Source organism: Roseomonas sp. GC11 (assembly GCF_024437745.1).
Classification (GTDB): domain Bacteria; phylum Pseudomonadota; class Alphaproteobacteria; order Acetobacterales; family Acetobacteraceae; genus Pseudoroseomonas.
Window position 1 is genome coordinate 1 of record NZ_JANFNY010000038.1, and the last position, 19,916, is coordinate 19,916.

General features: G+C 70.3%; 19 protein-coding genes. 9 read left to right on the forward strand and 10 right to left on the reverse strand.

Going from position 1 to position 19,916, the window contains the following annotated elements; all coding sequences use genetic code 11:
• Together NON00_RS13140 and NON00_RS13145 are read left to right on the forward strand one after the other, a co-directional pair.
• On the forward strand, positions 1 to 397 hold a 397-nt coding region (locus tag NON00_RS13140), incomplete at its 5' end, for a thioredoxin family protein (RefSeq protein ID WP_256021692.1).
• 30 nt (positions 398 to 427) lie between these two features.
• Positions 428 to 1,066, forward strand: a complete 639-nt coding sequence (locus tag NON00_RS13145) for a redoxin domain-containing protein (protein WP_256021695.1) — start codon at positions 428 to 430, stop codon at positions 1,064 to 1,066.
• A 137-nt stretch (positions 1,067 to 1,203) separates the two neighbouring features.
• Here the strand turns inward: NON00_RS13145 and NON00_RS13150 are convergent, their stop codons facing one another.
• From NON00_RS13150 to NON00_RS13170, 5 genes are all read right to left on the reverse strand, one after another.
• Entirely contained in the window at positions 1,204 to 1,947 is a 744-nt protein-coding gene (locus tag NON00_RS13150) for an ABC transporter ATP-binding protein (RefSeq protein WP_256021697.1), read from the reverse strand.
• The gene (locus tag NON00_RS13155) at positions 1,944 to 3,095 is read right to left on the reverse strand and encodes an iron ABC transporter permease (protein ID WP_256021704.1); all 1,152 of its coding nucleotides are present in this window, start codon (positions 3,093 to 3,095) and stop codon (positions 1,944 to 1,946) included. The genes NON00_RS13150 and NON00_RS13155 overlap by 4 nt, the downstream gene beginning before the upstream one ends.
• A complete protein-coding gene (locus NON00_RS13160) occupies positions 3,092 to 4,243 on the reverse strand; it encodes an ABC transporter substrate-binding protein (protein WP_256021712.1) in 1,152 nt (383 codons plus the stop codon). The genes NON00_RS13155 and NON00_RS13160 overlap by 4 nt, the downstream gene beginning before the upstream one ends.
• Positions 4,244 to 4,302: 59 nt before the next feature.
• On the reverse strand, positions 4,303 to 4,680 hold the full coding sequence (locus NON00_RS13165) for a hypothetical protein (RefSeq protein WP_256021715.1): 378 nt from the start codon (positions 4,678 to 4,680) through the stop codon (positions 4,303 to 4,305).
• A 183-nt stretch (positions 4,681 to 4,863) separates the two neighbouring features.
• Positions 4,864 to 6,399 (reverse strand): UxaA family hydrolase, encoded by a 1,536-nt coding sequence (locus tag NON00_RS13170; protein ID WP_256021721.1) that lies wholly within the window; start codon positions 6,397 to 6,399, stop codon positions 4,864 to 4,866.
• Positions 6,400 to 6,591: 192 nt separating this feature from the next.
• Between NON00_RS13170 and NON00_RS13175 the strand changes: the two genes are divergently transcribed.
• Positions 6,592 to 7,581, forward strand: a complete 990-nt coding sequence (locus tag NON00_RS13175) for a sialic acid TRAP transporter substrate-binding protein SiaP (protein WP_256021725.1) — start codon at positions 6,592 to 6,594, stop codon at positions 7,579 to 7,581.
• Between the two features lie 125 nt (positions 7,582 to 7,706).
• Positions 7,707 to 8,126 (forward strand): DUF805 domain-containing protein, encoded by a 420-nt coding sequence (locus NON00_RS13180; RefSeq protein ID WP_256021727.1) that lies wholly within the window; start codon positions 7,707 to 7,709, stop codon positions 8,124 to 8,126.
• A gap of 57 nt (positions 8,127 to 8,183) precedes the next feature.
• On the opposite strand, the gene urtE is transcribed toward NON00_RS13180, so the two are convergent.
• From urtE to urtA, 5 genes are all read right to left on the reverse strand, one after another.
• Complete coding sequence (urtE, locus tag NON00_RS13185) at positions 8,184 to 8,876, reverse strand: urea ABC transporter ATP-binding subunit UrtE (RefSeq protein ID WP_256021730.1); 693 nt, start codon at positions 8,874 to 8,876, stop codon at positions 8,184 to 8,186.
• Positions 8,877 to 8,878: 2 nt separating this feature from the next.
• Entirely contained in the window at positions 8,879 to 9,616 is a 738-nt protein-coding gene (urtD, locus tag NON00_RS13190) for an urea ABC transporter ATP-binding protein UrtD (RefSeq protein ID WP_256021732.1), read from the reverse strand.
• Positions 9,613 to 10,713, reverse strand: coding sequence for an urea ABC transporter permease subunit UrtC (gene urtC, locus NON00_RS13195; RefSeq protein WP_256021735.1), 1,101 nt, complete (start codon positions 10,711 to 10,713; stop codon positions 9,613 to 9,615). The genes urtD and urtC overlap by 4 nt, the downstream gene beginning before the upstream one ends.
• A complete protein-coding gene (gene urtB, locus NON00_RS13200) occupies positions 10,710 to 12,266 on the reverse strand; it encodes an urea ABC transporter permease subunit UrtB (protein WP_256021736.1) in 1,557 nt (518 codons plus the stop codon). The genes urtC and urtB overlap by 4 nt, the downstream gene beginning before the upstream one ends.
• A gap of 268 nt (positions 12,267 to 12,534) precedes the next feature.
• Positions 12,535 to 13,716, reverse strand: coding sequence for an urea ABC transporter substrate-binding protein (urtA, locus tag NON00_RS13205; protein WP_370688714.1), 1,182 nt, complete (start codon positions 13,714 to 13,716; stop codon positions 12,535 to 12,537).
• 247 nt (positions 13,717 to 13,963) lie between these two features.
• On the opposite strand from urtA, the gene NON00_RS13210 reads away from it, so the two are divergent.
• From NON00_RS13210 to NON00_RS13230, 5 genes are all read left to right on the forward strand, one after another.
• Positions 13,964 to 17,299 (forward strand): ATP-binding protein, encoded by a 3,336-nt coding sequence (locus NON00_RS13210; RefSeq protein ID WP_256021742.1) that lies wholly within the window; start codon positions 13,964 to 13,966, stop codon positions 17,297 to 17,299.
• A complete protein-coding gene (locus NON00_RS13215; protein WP_256021744.1) occupies positions 17,292 to 18,212 on the forward strand; it encodes a DNA-binding response regulator in 921 nt (306 codons plus the stop codon). Before NON00_RS13210 ends, NON00_RS13215 begins: the two co-directional genes overlap by 8 nt.
• A gap of 194 nt (positions 18,213 to 18,406) precedes the next feature.
• Positions 18,407 to 19,231 carry an urease accessory protein UreD gene (locus NON00_RS13220; RefSeq protein ID WP_256021747.1) on the forward strand — a complete coding sequence of 275 codons (825 nt, stop codon included), beginning with the start codon at positions 18,407 to 18,409 and terminating at the stop codon, positions 19,229 to 19,231.
• 62 nt (positions 19,232 to 19,293) lie between these two features.
• Positions 19,294 to 19,596 (forward strand): urease subunit gamma, encoded by a 303-nt coding sequence (locus NON00_RS13225; RefSeq protein ID WP_256021749.1) that lies wholly within the window; start codon positions 19,294 to 19,296, stop codon positions 19,594 to 19,596.
• An 11-nt stretch (positions 19,597 to 19,607) separates the two neighbouring features.
• Entirely contained in the window at positions 19,608 to 19,913 is a 306-nt protein-coding gene (locus NON00_RS13230; protein WP_256021752.1) for an urease subunit beta, read from the forward strand.
• Positions 19,914 to 19,916: the final 3 nt, after the last annotated feature.

Here is a 19,916-nt window from a genome sequence, read left to right on the forward strand (position 1 = left end):
GCTCGGCCCCGCCAGCGCCGCCCCCTCCACGGGCCGCGCCGGCGCGGAGGGCGCCCTGCCCGCCGAGCCGTGGTCCGAGGCGCGGCTGGCCGCGCTGCGCGCCGAGGGCCGCCCCGTCTTCGTCAACATGACCGCCGCCTGGTGCATCACCTGCAAGGTGAATGAGCGCATGGCCCTCTCCGGCGCGGCGGTGCGCGAGGCTTTCGCACAGCGCAACATCGCCTATCTGAAGGGCGACTGGACCGATGGCGGCCCCGCCATCGCCGCCGTGCTGCGCGCCAATGGGCGGGAGGGCGTGCCGCTCTACCTCGTCTATCCGCCCGGCGGCGGCGCCCCCATGGTGCTGCCGCAGATCCTCACCGAGTCCCTGGTGCTGGAGGCCCTGCCTCCGGGCTGACCCCCCCTCTCTCTGACGGAGTGACCGACCATGGCCAAGCTGCTGTCCCGCCGTGCCACTCTTGCCATCCCGCTGGGCGCCGTGCTGATGCCGGCCCTGCCCCGGCTGGGCCACGCCGCCCCGGCGGTGAACGCCCCCGCCCCCGATTTCTCCGCCGCCGACCAGGAGGGGCGCACCCGCTCCCTCGCCGAGTTCCGCGGCAAGGTCGTCGTGCTGGAATGGACCAACCACGACTGCCCCTTCGTGCGGAAGCACTACAACAGCAACAACATGCAGTCCCTGCAACGGCTGGCGGCGGAGAAGGGCATCGTCTGGCTCTCCATCGCCTCCTCCCCGCCCGGCGAGCAGGGGCATGTGACGCCGGAGCAGGCCCGCGCCCTGACCGCCCAGCGCGAGGCCGCCCCCGCCGCCGTGCTGCTGGACCCGCAAAGCCGCATCGCCCGCGCCTATGCCGCCACCACCACGCCGCATATGTATGTGATCGACCCCCAGGGGGTGCTGCGCTACATGGGCGGCATCGACAGCATCGCCTCCAACAAGGTGGAGGACGTGCCCAAGGCCGAACCCCTGGCGAAAAATGCCATGCTCGCCGTGCTGGCAGGACAGCCCGTGGCCCAGCCGGTGACACGCAATTATGGCTGCGCCATCAAATACGCGCCGAGTGTTTAATTATTTTAGAATCTTCTTTTTCTGAAGAAAAAGAAGCAAAAAGACTCTTCCAGTTTAGCGTCCCGCCTCAGGCCTGAAGCGGGACGCCAACTGAAAAAAGTTTTTTGGTTCTTTTTTTAAAAAAGAACGTTTTTTTTCTAAAACACGGCTTCCAGCGGAATCACCGCCGGCAAGCCATCCCGCGCCGGGCGGATCTCCGCCACCACGCCGAACACCGCTTCCACCATGGCCGGCGTCAGCATCGCCGCCGGGCTGGCGCAGCCGCGCAGGCGGCCTTCCTGCATCACCGCGATGCGGTCGGCGCAGCGGGCGGCGGCGTTGAGGTCGTGCAGCACCACCAGCACGGGCAGGCCGCGCGCCCGCGCCGCGCCGCGCACCAGTTGCAGCACATGCAGCCCGTGGCGGATGTCGAGGGCGCTGGTCGGCTCGTCCAGCAGCATGGCCTCGGGCTCGCCGGCCAGCACCTGGGCCAGGAAGGCCATCTGCCGCTGCCCGCCGGAGAGCGCGGCCAGGGGCCGCTCCGCCAGATGGGCGATGCCGATTTCCTCCAGCGCGGCGGCGGCGATGGCCAGGTCCTCCTCCGCCACCACGGCGCCGAGATGCCGCAACCGGCCGAGCAGCGCCACTTCCAGCACCGTCAGCGCGCCGCCGGTGGCGCCATTGTCCTGCGGCATATAGCCCAGCCGCGCCGGCACCGCCCGCCGCCCGCCATGCGGCAGCATCCCCGCCAGGGCGCGCAGCAGGCTGGACTTGCCGCTGCCATTCGGCCCGAGCAGCGCCACCACCTCCCCCGGCGCCACGGCGAGGTCCACGCCCTTCAGGATCTCCGCCCCGCCGAGGCGCAGGGTGATGCCCTCGGCGCGGATGTCAGCCGGGCTCACCAATGCCGCCTCCGCACCGAGAGGATGAGCCACAGGAAGAAGGGAATCCCGATCAGCGCCGTGACGATGCCGATGGGAAACACCGCGCCGGGCGAGAGCGTCTTGCTGGCCACCGAGGCGGCGGAGAGCAGCAGGGCCCCGCACAGCGCCGCGCCGGGCAGGAGAAGGCGCTGGTCCTCCCCCAGCAGCAGCCGCGCGATATGCGGCGCCACCAGCCCGATGAAGCCGATGGTGCCGGTGAAGGCCACCGCAGCCGCCGTCAGCACCGAGACGATGCCGAAGGCGCGCAGCCGCAGCGCCCCCACCTTCACCCCCAGGCCCGCCGCCCGCTCCTCCCCCAGGCGCAGCGCGGTGAAGGCCCAGGCATCGCGCAGCAGCAGCGGCAGGGTCAGCGCCAGGGCCAGCGTCACGAGGCCGAGCTTCTGCCAGTTCGCCTTCAGCAGGCTGCCGAAGAGCCAGAAGACGATCTGCGCCAGCGCCTCGGGCGAGGCGAGGTATTGCAGCAGGGATTGCAGCGCCTGGAACAGGAAGAGCAGCGCGATGCCGGCCAGGACCAGCATTTCCGCCCCCGCCCCGCGCAGCCGGCCAATGCCAGCCACCGCCGCGCAGGCGGAGAGGGCAAAGAGGAAGGCCAGCAGCGGCACCCCCACCGCCTCCGGCCAGGGGAAGGCCGCGGCGGCGACGATGGCCAGCGCGGCGCCGAAGCCCGCCCCGGCCGAGACGCCCAGCGTGTAGCAGCTGGCCAGCGGGTTGTTCAGGATGGTCTGCATCACCACGCCCGAGACGCCCAGCGCCGCGCCCACCACCAGCGCCATCAGCGCCATGGGCAGGCGGATGGAAAACAGGATGACCCGCGTGGTCGGGTCCGCCTCCAGCCCCAGCAGGGCGCGGGCCACCTCGGCGAGCGGCAGCATCGCCGGGCCGGTGGCGGCATCCACCACCAGGGCCAGGGCGAGGGCCAGGCCGAGCAGGCCCAGCAGCAGCAGCCGGCGGCGGGCGGTGCGGCGATAGGCCCGGGCCAGATCCGAGGCCAGATCGGGGGCCAGATGGGGGGCCAGATGGGGGGCGGCGCCCCCTGCCCTGGCCGCCAGAGACCCCGCCGGGGGGAGCGCCTCCCCCCTCACCCTGGCGCGCGTCAGGGCCGTCAAAGCCGCGCCATCCAGGTGCCGGTATAGGGCACCGGCAGCCATTTGTTCTGGTAGTCGCGCAGCGTCGCCACCGGGTCCACCCCGGCGAACTGCGCCGGATAGAGGCGCTGGGCGATGTACTGCATGGGGGCGATGTCCATCAGCGTGCGGCACAGGCCATGCTCCACCGCGTGCAGCTCGCCCTTGCGCAGGGCCGGCAGCGCCGCCCAGCCCTCGCGCGCGGCATAGGGGGCGAGGCTGGCGCGCGTCTCCTCCAGGCTGGCGCCATGGCCGGTGCGCACGCAGTTGGGGCGGTTCACCCAGGAGGAGCCGGCGATGAAGATGAAGTCCGGCTTCGCGGCCAGCACCATCTCCGGGTTCAGCGGCCCCCAGGCGCCGGGGATGCGGCCGGCGGCGATGTTCTCGCCCCCCAGCGTCTCGATGATCCGGCCCCACATCGTGCCGTTATAGGTGTTGCCGATGACGCCCGCGCCACCCTGGCCCAGCTCGACATAGACCTTGGGCTTCGGCGCGCCGGCGGCCCTGGCGGCCTGCACGCGGCGCAGGATGTCCTGGTAGCCGGCCTCGTACCAGGTGGCCAGCGTCTCGGCCCGCGCCGCCGCCTCGCCGCCCAGCGCCGCGCCGAGCAGCCGCGTGCTGGCCAGATGCCGCTCCAGCGTCTGCGCGTTGTAGTCGAGGGCGAGGATGGGGATGCCCAGCGCCTCGATGCGGCCCGGGATATCGCCCAGCGCCTTGTAATGGCCCTCGGAGAGGATCAGCAGGTCCGGCTTCAGCGCGACCAGCTTTTCCAGGCTGAAATTGTTGTCGTCGCTGGCGCCGAAATCGGCCAGCGTCTCCAGATGCGGGTGGACCTTGACGTAGCGCGACCAGATGGCCGGGCGCCACCCGGCCCAGAGGTTGCGGCTGAGGCCCACCAGGCGGGAGAGGCCCTCCGCCCCGCCGATGGCGGTGTATTCCTCGAAATAGAAGCCCAGCGCCACGCGGCGCGGCGGCGCGGCCAGGGTGACGCGGCGGCCCATCACATCGGTCAGCGTGACGGGGGTGAGCGTGACGGGGGCGGCGCCCTGCGCCAGGGCGGGGGCGCGGGTGGCGAGAACCAGCCCGGCCGCGAGCAGCGGCAGGCGACGGCGGGAGATCATGGCGGGCATGGGATGCCCCTTCTTGCAAAGGCCAGAAACGTCGAGGGGTGGAGGCAGCGCGGCCGCGATCAGGCGGCGGGCGGTGCCCTGGCCAGGAAGAAGAAGGGCAGTTCGGCCCGCTCGGCCGGGCCGGAAGGCGCCGGGAGCGGCAGGGCCAGCGCCGGCTGGCGGCGCAGCGGCAGGGCCAGCGGCACGGGCGGCGGGGCCGCCTGCGGCGCCAGCATCAGCGCGCAATGCACGAGGCAGGGCGGCGCCTTGGGCTGAGCCCCGGCCTCACCGCCCAGTTCGATGCTGCGCAGCCCGTCCGGCGTGCAGATCTCCAGGTGCAGGGAGGCCGCGGGCGCCGCCGCCTCCGCCGCCAGGGGCGCGAAAACGGCCAGCCACTGCATCAGCAGGGCCGCCGCGATCAGGCGCGCGAGGCGGGGGGAGAAACGAAAGGCGTGCACCCTTCGCCTAGACCACAAAGCACCCCCCGCCGGCAAGCCCGCCCTGCGTCCTCTTGAGAGGGGCTTCGCCCCTCTCAAACTCTCCCCACCAAAGGCCTGAGGCCTTTGGAAACCCTTTCTGAAGGCGGGTGCAGGGGACCCCGTCCCCTGCTGGGGGTGAGGGGGCAAAGCCCCCTCAAGGCCTCACATCGTGGCGCCGATCGGCCAGGGGGCGAATTCCGCCGTGCCGAAGTCGAACTGCTCGCTCTTCGTCCGCTCGCCCGAGGCCACGCGCAGGATCAGCTGGAAGATGCGTTCGCCGCATTCCTCCACGCTCTCACGCCCCGAGAGGATGGTGCCGCAATTGACATCCATATCCTCCTCCATCCGCTCATACATGGCCGAGTTGGTGGCGAGCTTGATGGAGGGCGCCGGCTTGCAGCCGAAGACGCTGCCCCGCCCGGTGGTGAAGCAGACGAGGTTGGCCCCCCCCGCCACCTGCCCGGTGGCCGCCACCGGGTCGTAGCCCGGCGTGTCCATGAAGACGAAGCCCTTCTCCGCCACCGGCTCGGCATAGTTGTAGACGGCGGTGAGGTTGGTGGTGCCCGCCTTGGCCATGGCGCCGAGCGACTTCTCCAGGATGGTCGTCAGCCCGCCCGCCTTGTTGCCGGGCGAGGGGTTGCTGTTCAGTTCCGCCTGGCCGCGCGCCGCGTATTCCTCCCACCAGCGCATCAGCCCCACCAGCTTCTCCCCCACCGCCTGGGAGGTGGCGCGGCGCGTCAGCAGGTGCTCGGCCCCATAGGTCTCCGGCGTCTCGGAGAGGATGACGGTGCCGCCATGCCGCACCAGCAGGTCCGAGGCATGGCCCAGCGCCGGGTTGGCGGTGATGCCGGAATAGCCGTCCGAGCCGCCGCATTGCAGCGCCACCGTCAGGTGGCTGGCGGGCACCGGCTGGCGGTGGACCTGGTTGGACTCGGCCAGCACCTCCTTCACGAAGGCGATGCCGGCCTCCACCGTCTTCCGCGTGCCGCCCATCTCCTGGATGTCCATGTTGCGCAGCCGCCCGGCCAGGTTCTGCTCGGCCAGCAGGCCGGAGATCTGGTTCACCTCGCAGCCCAGGCCGATGGCGATGACATGGCTGAAATTGGCGTGGCGGGCATAGCCGGCCAGGGTGCGCCGCAGGATGCGCAGCCCGTCATTGTCGCCCATGCCGCAGCCGGTCTTGTGCGTCAGCGCCACCACGCCATCGACATTGGGGAAATCGGCCAGCGGGTCGGTGCCAGTGAAGGGGTTGCGCTTGAAGGCATCGGCGATCAGCGAGGCGACATGGGCCGAGCAGTTCACGCTGGTGACGATGCCGATGTAATTGCGCGTGGCCACCCGCCCATCCGGCCGGATGATGCCCTGGAAGCTGGCCGGCTGCGGCACGTAGAGGGTGGGCCGCGCATCGACGCCCCAGGCATAGTCCTTGGCGAAATCGCCCATGCCGCAATTCTGGGTGTGCACCCACTCCCCCGGCGCGATGGGGGCGGTGGCGAAGCCGATGATCTGGCCATAGCGCCGCACCGGCTCGCCCACCGCATGGGCGCGCGCCGCCACCTTGTGCCCGGGCGGGATGCGCGCGGCGGCCACGACGCCCGGCGCCACCGGCGTGCCCTCCGGCGCGGCACGGCGGGCGATCAGCACGCTGTCCTCGGCGTGCAGGCGGATGAAGGGGGTGGGGTCGGCCAGGACGTCCATTGTTCTGTTTCCTCCAGGGGCGGCGGCCATCCTAGGCCAGCCGGCGGGGGCCGCAACAGCGCGGGCAGGCCAGGCCTCCCCGCCGAGCCTCTTGCGGAATGAAACCGCCTCCATTCATAGTGCCATCATACAAGTCCAGGCCCTCCAGGGCCGGACAAGCACAGGGCCTCGGAAAGAGGCCGGGGGGAGAGAATGATCCGAGCCATCCTGACGGCCGCGGCGCTGGCGGCGTCCACGCTGCTCGCCATGCCGGCCGAGGCGCAGCAGCGCCTGCGCTGGGCCCATGTCTACGAGGCCAACGAGGCCTACCACACCGAGGCGCTGTGGGCCGCGCAGCAGATCAAGGAGCGCACCCAGAACCGCTGGAATATCGAGGTCTTCCCGGCCAGCGCGCTCGGCAATGAGCCGACGATCAACCAGGGCCTGACGCTCGGCACGGTGGATATCATCTACACCGGCGTCGCCTTCGCCGGCGCCACCTACAAGCCGATCTCGATCAGCAACGCGCCCTATATCTTCCGCGACTACAGCCACTTCGCCGCCTACCGCAACAGCGACCTGCTGCGCGACCTGATGGCGGGCTATGAGAAGCAGAACGGCCACCCGCCCGTCGCCCTGACCTATTACGGCGAGCGGCACCTGACGGCGAACCGCGCCCTGAACCGGCCCGAGGATGTGCGCGGCATGAAGCTGCGCGTGCCGCAGGCGCCGCTCTTCCTGATGTTCACCCGCTCCGTCGGCGCCAATGCCACGCCGATCGCCTTCGCCGAGGTCTACCTGGCTCTCCAGCAGGGTACGGTGGACGGGCAGGAAAACCCGCTGCCCACCATCCAGGCCAAGAAATTCTATGAGGTGCAGAGCCACATCATGCTCTCCGGCCATATCACCGAGAGCATCCTGACCATTGTCGGCCGCGCCACCTGGGCGCGGCTGAACGAGGCGGACCGCATCGTCTTCCGCGAGGTGCTGCGCGAGGCCTCGGACCGCGCCAGCAGGCAGATCCGCGACGCCGAGCTGGCCCTGCCCGACTGGTTCCGCCAGCAGGGCAAGACGGTGATCACGCCCGACCGCGCCGCCTTCCGCGCCGCCGCCATCCCGCTGCACAACGACACCGCCGCCGGCGCGGGCTGGACGAAGGAACAGTATGACCGGCTCCAGGCGCTGGGCTCAGCCACCAACTGAAGGCGCTGGGGAGGCTCCGCCTCCCCAGACGGGAAAGAAAACTCTCTGGGGAGGCTCCGCCTCCCCAGACCCCTCCGCCGGGGGAACAGGGTTCCCCCGGACCCCGCCATCTGTAGACTCGTCACATGATCGCGACGATTCGGGACTGGCTGTCCTTCAAGGGAAGGCTGCCGCTGGGGCCATACTGGCGGCGCTACCTGCTGCCGCTGCTGGCGCTGCACATCCTGGCCTTCGTGGCGGATGGCCTGCTCTTCGGGTGGGCCAGCGTCCTGCCCGGGCCCTCCATCCCCAGCGCCGAGGCCGCCACCTACAGCATCAGGATCGCCACCAAGGCCGGCAAGGTGGGGCAGGTGGTCTTCTGGCTGTCCTGGTGGCCCGGCCTGGCGGGGATGGCGAAGCGCTGGCACGACCGGGGCCGCAGCGGCTGGTGGTCGCTGCTCCTGCTGGTGCCTCTGCTGGGCTGGCTCTGGATCTTCATCAGCCTGTGCTGCCGCGATGGCGTGCGCGGCCCCAACCGCTACGGCCCCGACCCCCTCTCCCCCTGACAGCGGGGTCCGGGGGGACCTTGTCCCCCCGGCGGGGGTGCTGGGGCGGCGCACCCGCTACACCGTCAGCAGCCGCCGCACCGATTCCTCATCGAGCGAACCGGAAAGCCCCGCCAGCGCGACTTCCCCGCGCACCATGATGGCGAGCTGATCGCCCAGTTCCCGCGCGAACTCGTAATACTGCTCCACCAGCACGACGGCCATGTTGCGGCTGCGCGCCAGCAGGGCGATGACGCGGGCGATATCCTTGATGACGTTGGGCTGGATACCCTCCGTCGGCTCATCGAGGATGAGCAGGCGCGGCCGTGCCGTCAGCGCGCGGGCGATGGCGAGCTGCTGCTGCTGCCCGCCCGAGAGATCCCCCCCGCGCCGGCGCAGGAACTGCTTCAGGATCGGGAAGAGTTCAAAAATGTCATCCGGCACCTTGGCGCCGCGCGGCGCCGCGGCCAGGGCCGTCTCCAGGTTTTCCCGCACGGTCAGGAAGGGAAAAATCTCCCGCCCCTGCGGCACATAGCCGATGCCGGCGCGGGCGCGGTCGGCGGCGGAGAGGCCGGAGACATCCTTGCCCTCCCAGACGATGCGCCCGCCCCTGATGCGCTCCAGCCCGACGATGGCGCGCATCAGCGAGGATTTGCCGACGCCGTTGCGCCCCAGCACGCAGGTGATGGCCCCCGGATCGGCACTGAGGGAGACGCCGCGCAGCGCCCGGCTGGCGCCATAGAAGAGATCGATGTTCTCGACACGCAGCATGATCAGCGCCCCAGATAGACTTCGATGACGCGCGGGTCGTTCTGCACGTGGTCGATGCTGCCTTCCGACAGCACCGAGCCTTCGCAGAGCACCGTGACCTTTTCCCCCAGCGCGCGGACGAATTCCAGGTCGTGCTCGACCACGACGACGCTGCGCGTGCCGGCGATGCGGCGCAGCAGCGCGGCGGTGTGCTCGGTTTCCTGGTCCGTCATGCCGGCCACCGGCTCGTCCACCAGCAGGAGCTGCGGCTCCTGCATCAGCAGCATGCCGATTTCCAGCCATTGCCGCTGGCCGTGGGAGAGAATGGCGGCACGGTCCTGCGCGCGGTCGGAGAGGCCGATTTCCTCCAGCGTCGCCTCGATCCTGCGCCGCGCCTCGCCGGAGAGCGTCCAGCGCAGGCAGGACCACGGGTCGCGCGGCGCCTTCAGGGCGAGTTCGAGATTCTCGAAGACCGTCAGCGCGTCGAACACCGTCGGCTTCTGGAATTTCCGGCCGATGCCGAGATTGGCGATGCTGGCCTCGTCCATCTTCGTCAGGTCGCGCGCGCCGAAGGTGACGGTGCCGGCGGTGGGGCGCGTCTTGCCGGTGATGATGTCCATCATCGTCGTCTTGCCGGCGCCATTCGGGCCGATGATGGCGCGCAGCTCCCCCGGCTCGACGATGAGGGAGAGGTTGTTCAGCGCCCGGAAGCCGTCGAAGACGACAGAGACGCCATCGAGATAGAGCCGCCCCTCACTCATCGCCCGTCTCCCTTCTGCAGCAGGCCGACCAGGCCGCGCGGCAGGAACAGCGTCACCGCCACGAAAAGCCCGCCGAGCACGAAGAGCCAGAGATCGGGGGCGAAGGAGGTCAGCCAGGTCTTGATCGCATTCACCGAGAAGGCGCCGACCAGCGCCCCCGCCAGCGTGCCGCGCCCGCCCACGGCCACCCAGACCACGGCCTCGATCGAGTTGCCGGGGCTGAACTCGCCGGGATTGATGATGCCGATGAGCGGCACGTAGAGCGCCCCCGCCAGCCCCGCCAGCATGGCGGAGAGCACGAAGACGGAGAGCTTCACCCGCGTGGTGTCGTAGCCGAGGAAGCGCACGCGGCTTTCCGCGTCGCGCACCGCGAGGAGCACGCGGCCGAGCTTGGAGCGCGTGATGTGGCGGCAGAGCAGCAGGGAGCCGCCGAGCGCCACCAGCGCCGCGTAGAACAGCGCCGCGCGCGCGCCCGGCGTGTTCAGCGGCATGCCGAGCAGTTCCTTGAAGTCGGTGAAACCGTTATTGCCGCCAAAGCCCATATCGTTGCGGAAGAAGGCCAGCATCAGCGCGTAGGTCATGGCCTGGGTGATGATGCTGAGATAGACGCCGGTGATGCGGCTGCGGAAGGCGAGATAGCCCACCACCCCGGCCAGCAGCCCCGGCACCACCAGCGCCATCAGCAGGGCGAAGGGGAAGAACTGGAAGCCCTGCCAGTACCAGGGCAGTTCCGTCCAGCCGAGGAAGACCATGAAATCCGGCAGCACCGGGTGGCCATAGACACCGCGCGGGCCGATCAGCCGCATCAGGTGCATGCCGATGGCATAGCCGCCCAGCGCGAAGAAGGCGCCATGGCCGAGCGAGAGGATGCCCGCATAGCCCCAGGCGAGGTCGATGGCCAGGGCGAGGATGGCGTAGCACACCCACTTGCCCGAGACCGAGACGACGAAGTCCGAGACATAGAGCGCGGAGTCCGGCGGCAGGCGGTTGAGCACCGGCAGCAGGGCCAGCGCGGCGAGGCCGAGCAGCAGCAGGCCGCGCAGCAGCGCGCCCTGCCCCAGGCGCAGGCGGTTCTGGATGGACAGGCTGGCGCTCATTGCTCCGCGGCCCTCCCCTTCAGCGCGAACAGGCCCTTCGGCCGCCGCTGGATGAACAGCATGATGCCGACCAGCACGGCGATCTTGGCGAGCACCGCGCCGGCCCAGGGCTCCAGCATCTTGTTGACGATGCCGAGGGTGAGGGCGCCGATCATCGTGCCGGCCAGGCTGCCGACGCCGCCGAAGACGACGACCATGAAGCTGTCGATGATGTAGCCGGTGCCGAGATTGGGCGAGACATTGTCGATCTGGCTCACCGCCACCCCGGCGATGCCGGCGATGCCGGAGCCGAAGGCGAAGGTCATGGCGTCCACCCGCCCGGTGCGGATGCCCATGGTGGCGGCGATGCGCCGGTTCTGCACCACGGCGCGCATCTCCAGCCCGAAGCGGGTGAAACGGATGGCGGCCACGGTCAAACCGAGAACCACCAGACTGAAGAAAATAATCCAGAGGCGGTTCTGCGTCACCTCGATGCCGCCGGGCAGTTGCAGCGTGCCCTGCATCCAGGCGGGGCTGACCACCTCGCGGTTCTGCGCGCCGAAGATCAGGCGCACGGATTGCTGGAGGATCATGCCGACGCCGAAGGTCATCAGCAGGGTTTCCAGCGGGCGGCCGTAGAGATGGCGGATCAGCCCGCGTTCCAGCGCCACGCCGACGGCGGCGGTGACGAGGAAGGCGGCGGGGACGGAGAGCGGCAGCGAGAGCGGCGCGAGGGCCGGGATGCCGCGCAGCGCCTCCTGCACCACGACGGTGGTGTAGGCGCCGAGCATCACCATCTCGCCATGCGCCATGTTGATGACGCCCATGACGCCGAAGGTGACGGCGAGGCCGAGCGCGGCGAGCAGCAGGATGGAGCCGAGGGAGAGGCCCTGGAAGGCGGTCTCGGCCGCGCGCTTCAGCTGCAGGCGGCGGTCGATGGCGGCCACGGCCTGGTCGATCTCGGCGGCGAGGCCGGCATTGGCGGCGCGCGCCTCCAGCAGCACCGCGCGCGCCTCGGGCGAGGAGGAACCACCCAGCAGGATGATGCCCTGGCGCTTCGCGCTGTCCTCGCCGGCGGCGAGGCGGGAAGCGGCCAGCGCCAGTTCCATCACCGGCCTGACACGGGCGGAGGCTTCGCGCCCCAGCGCATCCTCCAGCATGGCGACATTCTCGGCGCTGCGGCTGCGGAACAGGCCATCGGCGGCGGCGAGGCGCTCCGCCTCCACCGGCGAGAGAAGTTGCAGCCGGCCAAAGGCACCGCGCAGCGCGCCGCGCACGCGGTTGTTGATGCGCAGCACCTCGCCCGCCTCGGTGGAGGCGCCGCCGGAGAGGGCTTCGCGCAGGGCCTCGCCCTGGCGCAGCAGCAGCACGCCATCGGCGCGCTTCAGCAGGCGGCCCTCACCAAGCGCCTGGAGGATGGGCAGGGCGCGCGGGTCGCCCAGCGCGCCGAGGCGCTCGACCGCTTCAGCCTGGGCGGTGAAATTGCCCGACAGCCCGGCCAGCGCGGTGGTGAAGGCGTCCTGCGCGCGCGCCGGCACAGCCAGCACGAGCAGGACCAGCAAGACCCTCAACATATCTCTCTCCGGCTGTCGCCGTCTCCCTGCCAGAAATTCGGGATGGGCTGGGGGCTGTTTGAGAAGAGCGGGCGCCTGTTGGCTTGAGGGGGTCCTGCCCCCTCAAACTCTCCCCCTTCTTTCCCTTGGGCAGGGGAAAGAGCCCCCTGCACCCGCCTGCACAGAAACCCCTCAGAAAAGACGCCGCACCGGGCAGGGTTCTCCCGCTCCGGTGCGGCGCCGCCGTGTGGGCCATGGCCGGCGGAACTGGCGGCCATGGCCTTGCACCTCAGCCCTTGCGGCGGTTGGCGTTCTCAGGGATGTAGGGCGACCAGTTCTCGGCGGGGATCGCCGTCGGCGTCTTGTAGACGATGTTGAACTGGCCGTTCTCCATGATCTCGCCCAGCATCACCGGCTTGGAGAGATGGTGGTTCTCGAACATCTGCTCGGTGTAGCCGGAGGGCGCGGCGACCTGCTGGCCATACATCGCCTGGCGCACGGCATCGACCGCGGTGGTGCCGGCCTTGGTGACGGCCTGGCTCCACATCTTGAAGCCGGTATAGGTGGCCTCCATCGGGTCGTTGGTGACGCGCTTCGGGTTCTTGATGTAGCTGGCCCACATCTTCTTGAACTCGGTGTTCACCGGGCTGTCCACCGACATGAAGTAGTTCCACGCCGCCAGATGGCCGACCAGCGGCTTGGTGTCGATGCCGGCCAGCTCTTCCTCGCCCACCGAGAAGGCAACGGAGGGAATATCCTCAGCCTTGATGCCCTGGTTGCCCAGCTCGCGGTAGAAGGGAACGTTGGCGTCGCCATTGATGGTGGAGACGATGGCGGTCTTCTTGCCCTCGCCGGCGAAGCGCTTCACGCGGCTGACGATGCCCTGCCAGTCGGAATGGCCGAAGGGCGTGTATTCCTCGAGGATATCGGCATCGGCGATACCCTTGCTGTTCAGGTAGGCGCGCAGGATGCGGTTGGTGGTGCGCGGATAGACATAGTCGGTGCCGAGCAGGGCGATGCGGCGCGCCTTGCCGCCGTCGTCGCTCATCAGATACTCGACCGCCGGAATGGCCTGCTGGTTCGGCGCCGCGCCGGTGTAGAAGACGTTCTTCGACTGCTCCTCGCCCTCATACTGCACCGGGTAGAAGAGCAGGCCGTTCAGCTCCTCATAGACCGGCAGGACGGACTTGCGGGAGACGGAGGTCCAGCAGCCGAAGGTGACATCGACCTTGTGCACCTGCAGCAGCTCGCGCGCCTTCTCGGCGAAGAGCGGCCAGTTGGAGGCGGGGTCGACGACCACGGCCTCGACCTTGCGGCCGAGCAGGCCGCCCTTGCTGTTGATGTCCTCGACCATCATCAGCACGGTGTCGCGCAGCGCGGTCTCGCTGATCGCCATGGTGCCGGAGAGGGAGTGCAGCACGCCCACCTTGATCGGCGCGCCCTGGGCGAAGGCCGGGCGGATCGCCGGCATGGCCAGCGCGCCGGCGGCGCCGGCCAGCAGGGCACGGCGGGAGACGATGAGCCTCTGGGTCATGGATCGCTTCTCCTGGGTGCCGGGGCTGCGGTGCCGTCCGGCCGGGGTGGCGCGATCCTCGCCCCGCCGCTCGCGGAAGCGTTATACGTCAAATGACGTAGGCCGGGCGCGCTTGACCCCGCCCGCCCCCCTGCCCCACTCTCCGCCCCATCCCGAGAGCAGCAGGCGAGGACCACCAGCCCGCATGGCGACCCGCCAGCGCATCCTCCGCATCCGGCGCGACTACAACCGCTGGGTGGCCGATGAGACGATGGAGGACTACGCCCTCCGCTTCACCGCGGAGAGCGCGCGCAAATGGTCGGCCTTCCGCGTGGCGGGCACGGCGCTCGGCTCCATCTCCTTCCTGGCGCTGGAGGCGATCGGCGGCGCGCTGACGGTGGCGCATGGCTTCACCAACAGCGTCGCCGCCATCCTCTTCGTCTCGGTGCTGATCTTCATCGCCAGCCTGCCGATCTGCCTGCACGCCGCGCGCGCCGGGGTGGATGTGGACCTGCTGACGCGCGGCGCCGGCTTCGGCTATATCGGCTCCACCATCACCTCGCTGATCTACGCCAGCTTCACCTTCATCTTCTTCGGCATCGAGGCGGTGATCCTCGCCGCCATGCTCGACAGTTTCTTCGCCGTGCCGCTGTGGATCGGCTACATCCTCTGCGCCGTGGTGGTGGTGCCGCTGGTGACGCATGGCATCACCTTCATCAGCCGCGTGCAGACCTGGACGCAGCCGGTCTGGCTGGTGCTGAACGTCCTGCCGCTGATCGCCCTGCTGCTCGCCCACCCGGAATGGGTGGAAGGCTGGGCGGACTATGGCGGGGAACAGGGCAAGGCGGGGTTCGACCTGCTCTCCTTCGGCGCCGCCGCCTCGGTGCTCTTCGCGCTGATCACCCAGACGGGGGAGCAGGTGGACTACATCCGCTTCATGCCCCCGCGCGCCAGCCAGAAGCCCTGGGTGTGGTGGGTGGCGCTGCTGGCCGGCGGGCCGGGCTGGATCGTCTTCGACGTGCTGAAGCTGCTGGCCGGCTCCTTCCTCGCCTATGCCGCGCTGCAGGCCGGGCTTTCCGCCGCCCAGGCGGTGCAGCCGGCGGAGATGTACCGCCTGGCCTTCGGCAAGCTGCTCGACTCCCCCGTGCTGGTGCTGGTCATCACCTCGATCTTCGTCGCGCTGTCGCAGATCAAGATCAACGTCACCAACGCCTATGCCGGCTCGCTCGCCTGGTCCAATTTCTTCTCGCGCCTGACGCACAGCCATCCCGGCCGGGTGGTCTGGCTGGTGTTCAACATCGCCGTGGCGCTGCTGCTGATGGAGCTCGGCGTCTACAACACCATCGAGCAGGTGCTGTTCGTCTATTCCAACGTCGCCGCCGCCTGGATGGGGGCGCTGGTGGCGGATCTCGCCATCAACAAGCCGCTCGGCCTCAGCCCGCCGGGCATCGAGTTCAAGCGCGCGCATCTCTACGACGTCAACCCGGTCGGCGTGGGCAGCATGCTGCTCTCGGTGCTGGCCTCCTTCCTCGCCTATTACGGCCTGCTGGGGGCGCTGGCGCAGGCGCTCTCCACCTTCATCGCCTTCGGCGTGGCCTTCGCCGCGGCGCCCGCCATCGCCTGGGCCACCGGCGGGCGCTACTACCTCGCGCGCAAGCCGCGCGCCGCCTGGGCCCGGCGCCCCGCCCTGCAATGCGTCATCTGCGAGCATGATTTCGAGCCGCGCGACATGGCCTATTGCCCGGTCTATACCGGCCCCATCTGCTCGCTCTGCTGCTCCCTCGATGCACGCTGCGGCGATGGCTGCAAGCCGCATGCCCGCCTCTCGGCGCAGATCATGACGCCGCTGCGGGCCAGCCTGCCGGCGCCCGTCATCCAGGCGCTGACCACGCCGGTCGGCTCCTTCATGGTGGTGTTCCTGCTCTTCGCCGGCACCATCTCCATCGTCTTCCTCGGTATCCGGGCACAGACGCCGCCCAGCCACGACCTCGACACCGCCTTCTGGAAAGCCTTCTTCGTGCTCGCCGTCATCGGCGGCATCGTCGCCTGGGCGCTGGTCCTGGCCCGGCAGAGCCGGCTGGTGGCCCAGGAGGAAACCCGCCGCCAGACCAGCCTGCTGATGAGCGAGATCCGCGCCCACAAGCGCACCGACGCCGCCCTTCAGAAGGCCAAGGAAGCCGCCGAGGCCGCCAACCTCGCCAAGAGCCGCTACGTCATCGGCATCAGCCACGAGCTGCGCTCGCCGCTCAATGCCATCCTCGGCTACGCGCAGCTGCTGGAGCGTGACAGCGCCATCCCCGAGCGGCGGCGCGACGGCGTGCGCACCATCCGCCGCAGCGGCGAGCATCTGGCCGCGCTGATCGAGGGGCTGCTGGACATCTCCAAGATCGAGGCCGGGCGGATCGAGCTCTACCGCGATGAGATCCGCTTCCCCGACTTCCTCGACCAGATCGTGCAGATGCTGCGCCTGCAGGCGGAGGCGAAGAGCATCGCCTTCACCTTCGACGCGCCGGAGCGCATGCCGGAGGTGGTGCATGTCGATGAACGGCGGCTGCGGCAGATCCTCATCAACCTGCTCTCCAACGCCATCAAGTTCACCCGCAGCGGCAGCGTCACCTTCCGCCTGCGCTTCCGCTCCGAGGTCGCCGAGTTCGCGGTGATCGACACCGGCATCGGCATCGCCGAGGACGACCTCGCGCGCATCTTCGAGCCCTTCCAGCGCGGCGCCAACTCGCACGCCCCCTCGACGCCGGGTGTGGGCCTCGGCCTCACCATCACCAAGACCCTGGTCGAGGTCATGGGCGGCGAGATCTCGGTGCACAGCCGCCTCGGCGAGGGCAGCACCTTCAAGGTGCGGCTGCTGCTCTCCGGCAAGACGATGCGGCCGGTGGAGGCGGAACGCCCCGTCACCGGCCGCGCCGATGCCGCGCGCGCGCTGCGCGTGGTGGTGGCCGATGACGACGCGGCGCACCGCGCCCTGGTGGCCGACCTGCTGACGCCGCTCGGCTTCCGCGTGCGCGAGGCCGCCAATGGCGCCGAATGCCTGGCCCTGGCGCAGGAGGAGGCGCCGGACCTCTACCTGCTCGACATCGCCATGCCGGGGATGACGGGCTGGGAACTCGCCCGCCGCCTGCGCGAGGCGGAGGGACCGCGCGTGCCGATCCTGATGATCTCGGCCAATGCCCTCGAACTCGGCCCGCCGCGCGAGGGGCAGCACCATGACGACGTGCTGCCCAAGCCGCTCTCCCTCGCCGCGCTGCTGGAGAAAATCGGCCATCTGCTCGGCGTCACCTGGACCTTCGCCGATCCCGTGCCGGCCGCCCCCGCCGCCGGCGGCGCGCGGCTGAGCCCCGCCCAGGCCGCGCCGCTGCGCCAGCTCGCCGCCATCGGCTATGTCGGCGGCATCCGCGAGAAGCTGGACGCGCTGGAGGCCGAGGCGCCCGAACTCGCCGCCACCCTGGCCGAGCTGCGCGGCTATATCTCGGAATACCGGCTGGATGCCTTCATGGCCGCGCTGCCGGAGGAGTCGCCCGATGCCTGACCGTGTCCTCGCCGGCGAGCGCCGCGACATCGTGCTGGTGGTGGACGACGCACCCGGCACGCTTGGCCTGCTGAACGACACGCTGGAAAGCGCCGGCTACATGGTGCTGGTGGCGCAGTCCGCCGCCGCGGCGATGACGGTGATCGACCGCATCACCCCCGACATCGTGCTGATGGACGCGGTGATGCCCGGCATGGACGGCTTCGAGGCCTGCCGCCGCATGAAGCGCAATGCCGCGCTGATCTCCGTCCCCGTCATCTTCATGACCGGGCTGACGGAGAGCGAGGATGTGGTGCGCGGCTTCGATGCCGGCGGCGTCGATTACGTCATCAAGCCGGTGGCGCCGGATGAGGTGCTGGCGCGCATCGGCGCGCATCTCGCCAATGCGCGGCTGACGCGCAGCGCCCATGCGGCGCTCGATGTCGCCGGGCGCTACCTGCTGGCGGTGGATCGCGAGGGCGCCGTGCTCTGGGCCACGCCGCAGGCCACCGCCCTGCTGCGCGCCGTCTGCCCGGAGGACGAGGATTCCCCGGTGATGATGCGCCTGCCCGGCTGGGCGCCGCTGGCCGAACAGGAGGTGCCGCGCCTCGCCCCCGTGGTGCTGGCCGATGCGCGGCAGGTGGAGTTCCACCATGTCGGCCAGATCAGCGCCGAGGAATTGCTGCTGCGCGTGACCGCCACCGCGCCGGGGCGGGATGAGAGCGTCCTGCGCGACCGCCTCGGCCTGACCGCGCGCGAGGCGGAGGTGCTGCTCTGGATCGGCCGCGGCAAGTCCAACCGCGACATCGCCGAGATCCTGATGATGAGCCCGCGCACGGTGAACAAGCATCTGGAGGGGATCTTCGCCAAGCTCGGCGTCGAGAACCGCGCCGCCGCCGCCGCCCTGGCCGTGCGCGTGCTCGGCAATGGCTGAGCACGCGGTGGGGCTGGTGGCCTTGAGGGGGCTTTGCCCCCTCAAACTCCCCCAGCAGGGGACGGGGTCCCCTGCACCCGCCTTCAGAAAGGGTTTCCAAAGGCCTCAGGCCTTTGGTGGGGAGAGTTTGAGAGGGGCGAAGCCCCTCTCATGCCCCCCTGGCCACGGCCCGCGCCTTGCATGATGCTGGCCGCATGAGCCTTGCTTCACCCCGCCACCAGCGCGCCCATGGCCGCGCGGAACTGCATGTCGCGCAGACGCCGCGCGGGCCAGAACTGCGCCACCTCTTCCAGGCCGCGCCGCTGCGCATCCTCTTCCCGCGCCCGGAGCCGGGCGAATGGCCACAGCCCGCGCTGGTCAATGTCGGCGGCGGCCTCGCCGGGGGCGACAGGCTGGAAATGGTGGCGCGGATCGAGGCAGGCGCTGCCGCCACCCTGACCACGCCGGCGGCGGAAAAACTCTACCGCAGCCTGGGCGAGCCCAGCCGCATCGACACCGAGCTGCACCTGGAGGACGGCGCCACGCTGGAATGGCTGCCGCGGGAGACCATCCTCTTCGATGGCGCGCGGCTGCAACGGCGCATGCGCGCGCATCTGGCGCCCGGCGCGCGGCTGCTGGCGGCGGAAATGCTCGTCTTCGGCCGCGCCGCGCGCGACGAGGCCATGACCCAGGGCAGCCTGCTCGATTCCTGGCGCCTCTGGCGCGGCGGCCGGCTGCACTGGGCCGATGCCACCGCCTTCGACGACCCCGCCACGGCCCTCGCCCGCCCCTTCGGCTTTGGCGGCGCCGGCGCCTCGGCCCTGCTGCTGCTGGCCGGCAGCGAGGCGGAAGCCCGCGCCGCGCGCGACATCCTGCGCGAACAGGGCCATGCCGCCACCCTCGCCCGCCCCGGCCTGATGCTGGCGCGCTGGACCGGCGCGGCGACGCCGGTGCGCGAGGCCCTCTGCGCCGCCCTCCCCGCCCTGCGCGCCGGCGTGCTGGGCCGGCCGCCCCGCCTGCCCCGGCTGTGGACGACATGAGCGCGGGCACGGCAGAATGAGCCAGAGCAGATGACAAAACTCACCGGCAGCAGGACCTCCCCATGCTTCTGACCCCGCGCGAGAAGGACAAGCTTCTCATCGCCATGGCCGCGGAGGTGGCGCGCAGGCGCCTGGCGCGCGGCGTGAGGCTGAACTACCCGGAGGCGGTGGCGCTGATCACCGACTTCGTCGTGGAAGGCGCGCGCGATGGCCGCAGCGTCGCCGAGCTGATGCGCGACGGCGCCAGCGTCCTCACCCGCGCGCAGGTGATGGAGGGCATCCCCGAGATGGTGCACGAAATCCAGGTGGAAGCGACCTTCCCGGACGGCACCAAGCTCGTCACCGTCCACAACCCGATCCGCTGAGGAGAGGCGCCATGATTCCGGGCGAGATCATCACCGCCCCCGGCGAGATCGAACTGAATGCCGGGCGCGACAGCATCGAGATCGAGGTCGCCAATACCGGCGACCGGCCGGTGCAGGTGGGCAGCCACTACCATTTCGCCGAGACCAACCCGGCGCTGCGCTTCGACCGCGCCCTGGCGCGCGGCATGCGCCTCGACATCGCCGCCGGCACCGCCGTGCGCTTCGAGCCGGGGCAGAGCCGCAAGGTGCGGCTGGTCGGCTTCACCGGCGCGCGCATCATCCACGGCTTCCGTGGCGAGACGGAAGGGAGCGTCTGACCC

Excerpts from the sequence above, each read along its gene's own strand:
- NON00_RS13145 (WP_256021695.1), top strand. The coding sequence starts at position 428 with ATGGCCAAGCTGCTGTCCCGCCGTGCCACTCTTGCCATCCCGCTGGGC.
- NON00_RS13160 (WP_256021712.1), bottom strand. The coding sequence starts at position 4,243 with ATGCCCGCCATGATCTCCCGCCGTCGCCTGCCGCTGCTCGCGGCCGGG.
- NON00_RS13170 (WP_256021721.1), bottom strand. The coding sequence starts at position 6,399 with ATGGACGTCCTGGCCGACCCCACCCCCTTCATCCGCCTGCACGCCGAG.
- NON00_RS13175 (WP_256021725.1), top strand. The coding sequence starts at position 6,592 with ATGATCCGAGCCATCCTGACGGCCGCGGCGCTGGCGGCGTCCACGCTG.
- NON00_RS13180 (WP_256021727.1), top strand. The coding sequence starts at position 7,707 with ATGATCGCGACGATTCGGGACTGGCTGTCCTTCAAGGGAAGGCTGCCG.
- urtE (WP_256021730.1), bottom strand. The coding sequence starts at position 8,876 with ATGCTGCGTGTCGAGAACATCGATCTCTTCTATGGCGCCAGCCGGGCG.
- urtD (WP_256021732.1), bottom strand. The coding sequence starts at position 9,616 with ATGAGTGAGGGGCGGCTCTATCTCGATGGCGTCTCTGTCGTCTTCGAC.
- urtC (WP_256021735.1), bottom strand. The coding sequence starts at position 10,713 with ATGAGCGCCAGCCTGTCCATCCAGAACCGCCTGCGCCTGGGGCAGGGC.
- urtB (WP_256021736.1), bottom strand. The coding sequence starts at position 12,266 with ATGTTGAGGGTCTTGCTGGTCCTGCTCGTGCTGGCTGTGCCGGCGCGC.
- urtA (WP_370688714.1), bottom strand. The coding sequence starts at position 13,716 with ATGCCGGCGATCCGCCCGGCCTTCGCCCAGGGCGCGCCGATCAAGGTG.
- NON00_RS13210 (WP_256021742.1), top strand. The coding sequence starts at position 13,964 with ATGGCGACCCGCCAGCGCATCCTCCGCATCCGGCGCGACTACAACCGC.
- NON00_RS13215 (WP_256021744.1), top strand. The coding sequence starts at position 17,292 with ATGCCTGACCGTGTCCTCGCCGGCGAGCGCCGCGACATCGTGCTGGTG.
- NON00_RS13220 (WP_256021747.1), top strand. The coding sequence starts at position 18,407 with ATGAGCCTTGCTTCACCCCGCCACCAGCGCGCCCATGGCCGCGCGGAA.
- NON00_RS13225 (WP_256021749.1), top strand. The coding sequence starts at position 19,294 with ATGCTTCTGACCCCGCGCGAGAAGGACAAGCTTCTCATCGCCATGGCC.
- NON00_RS13230 (WP_256021752.1), top strand. The coding sequence starts at position 19,608 with ATGATTCCGGGCGAGATCATCACCGCCCCCGGCGAGATCGAACTGAAT.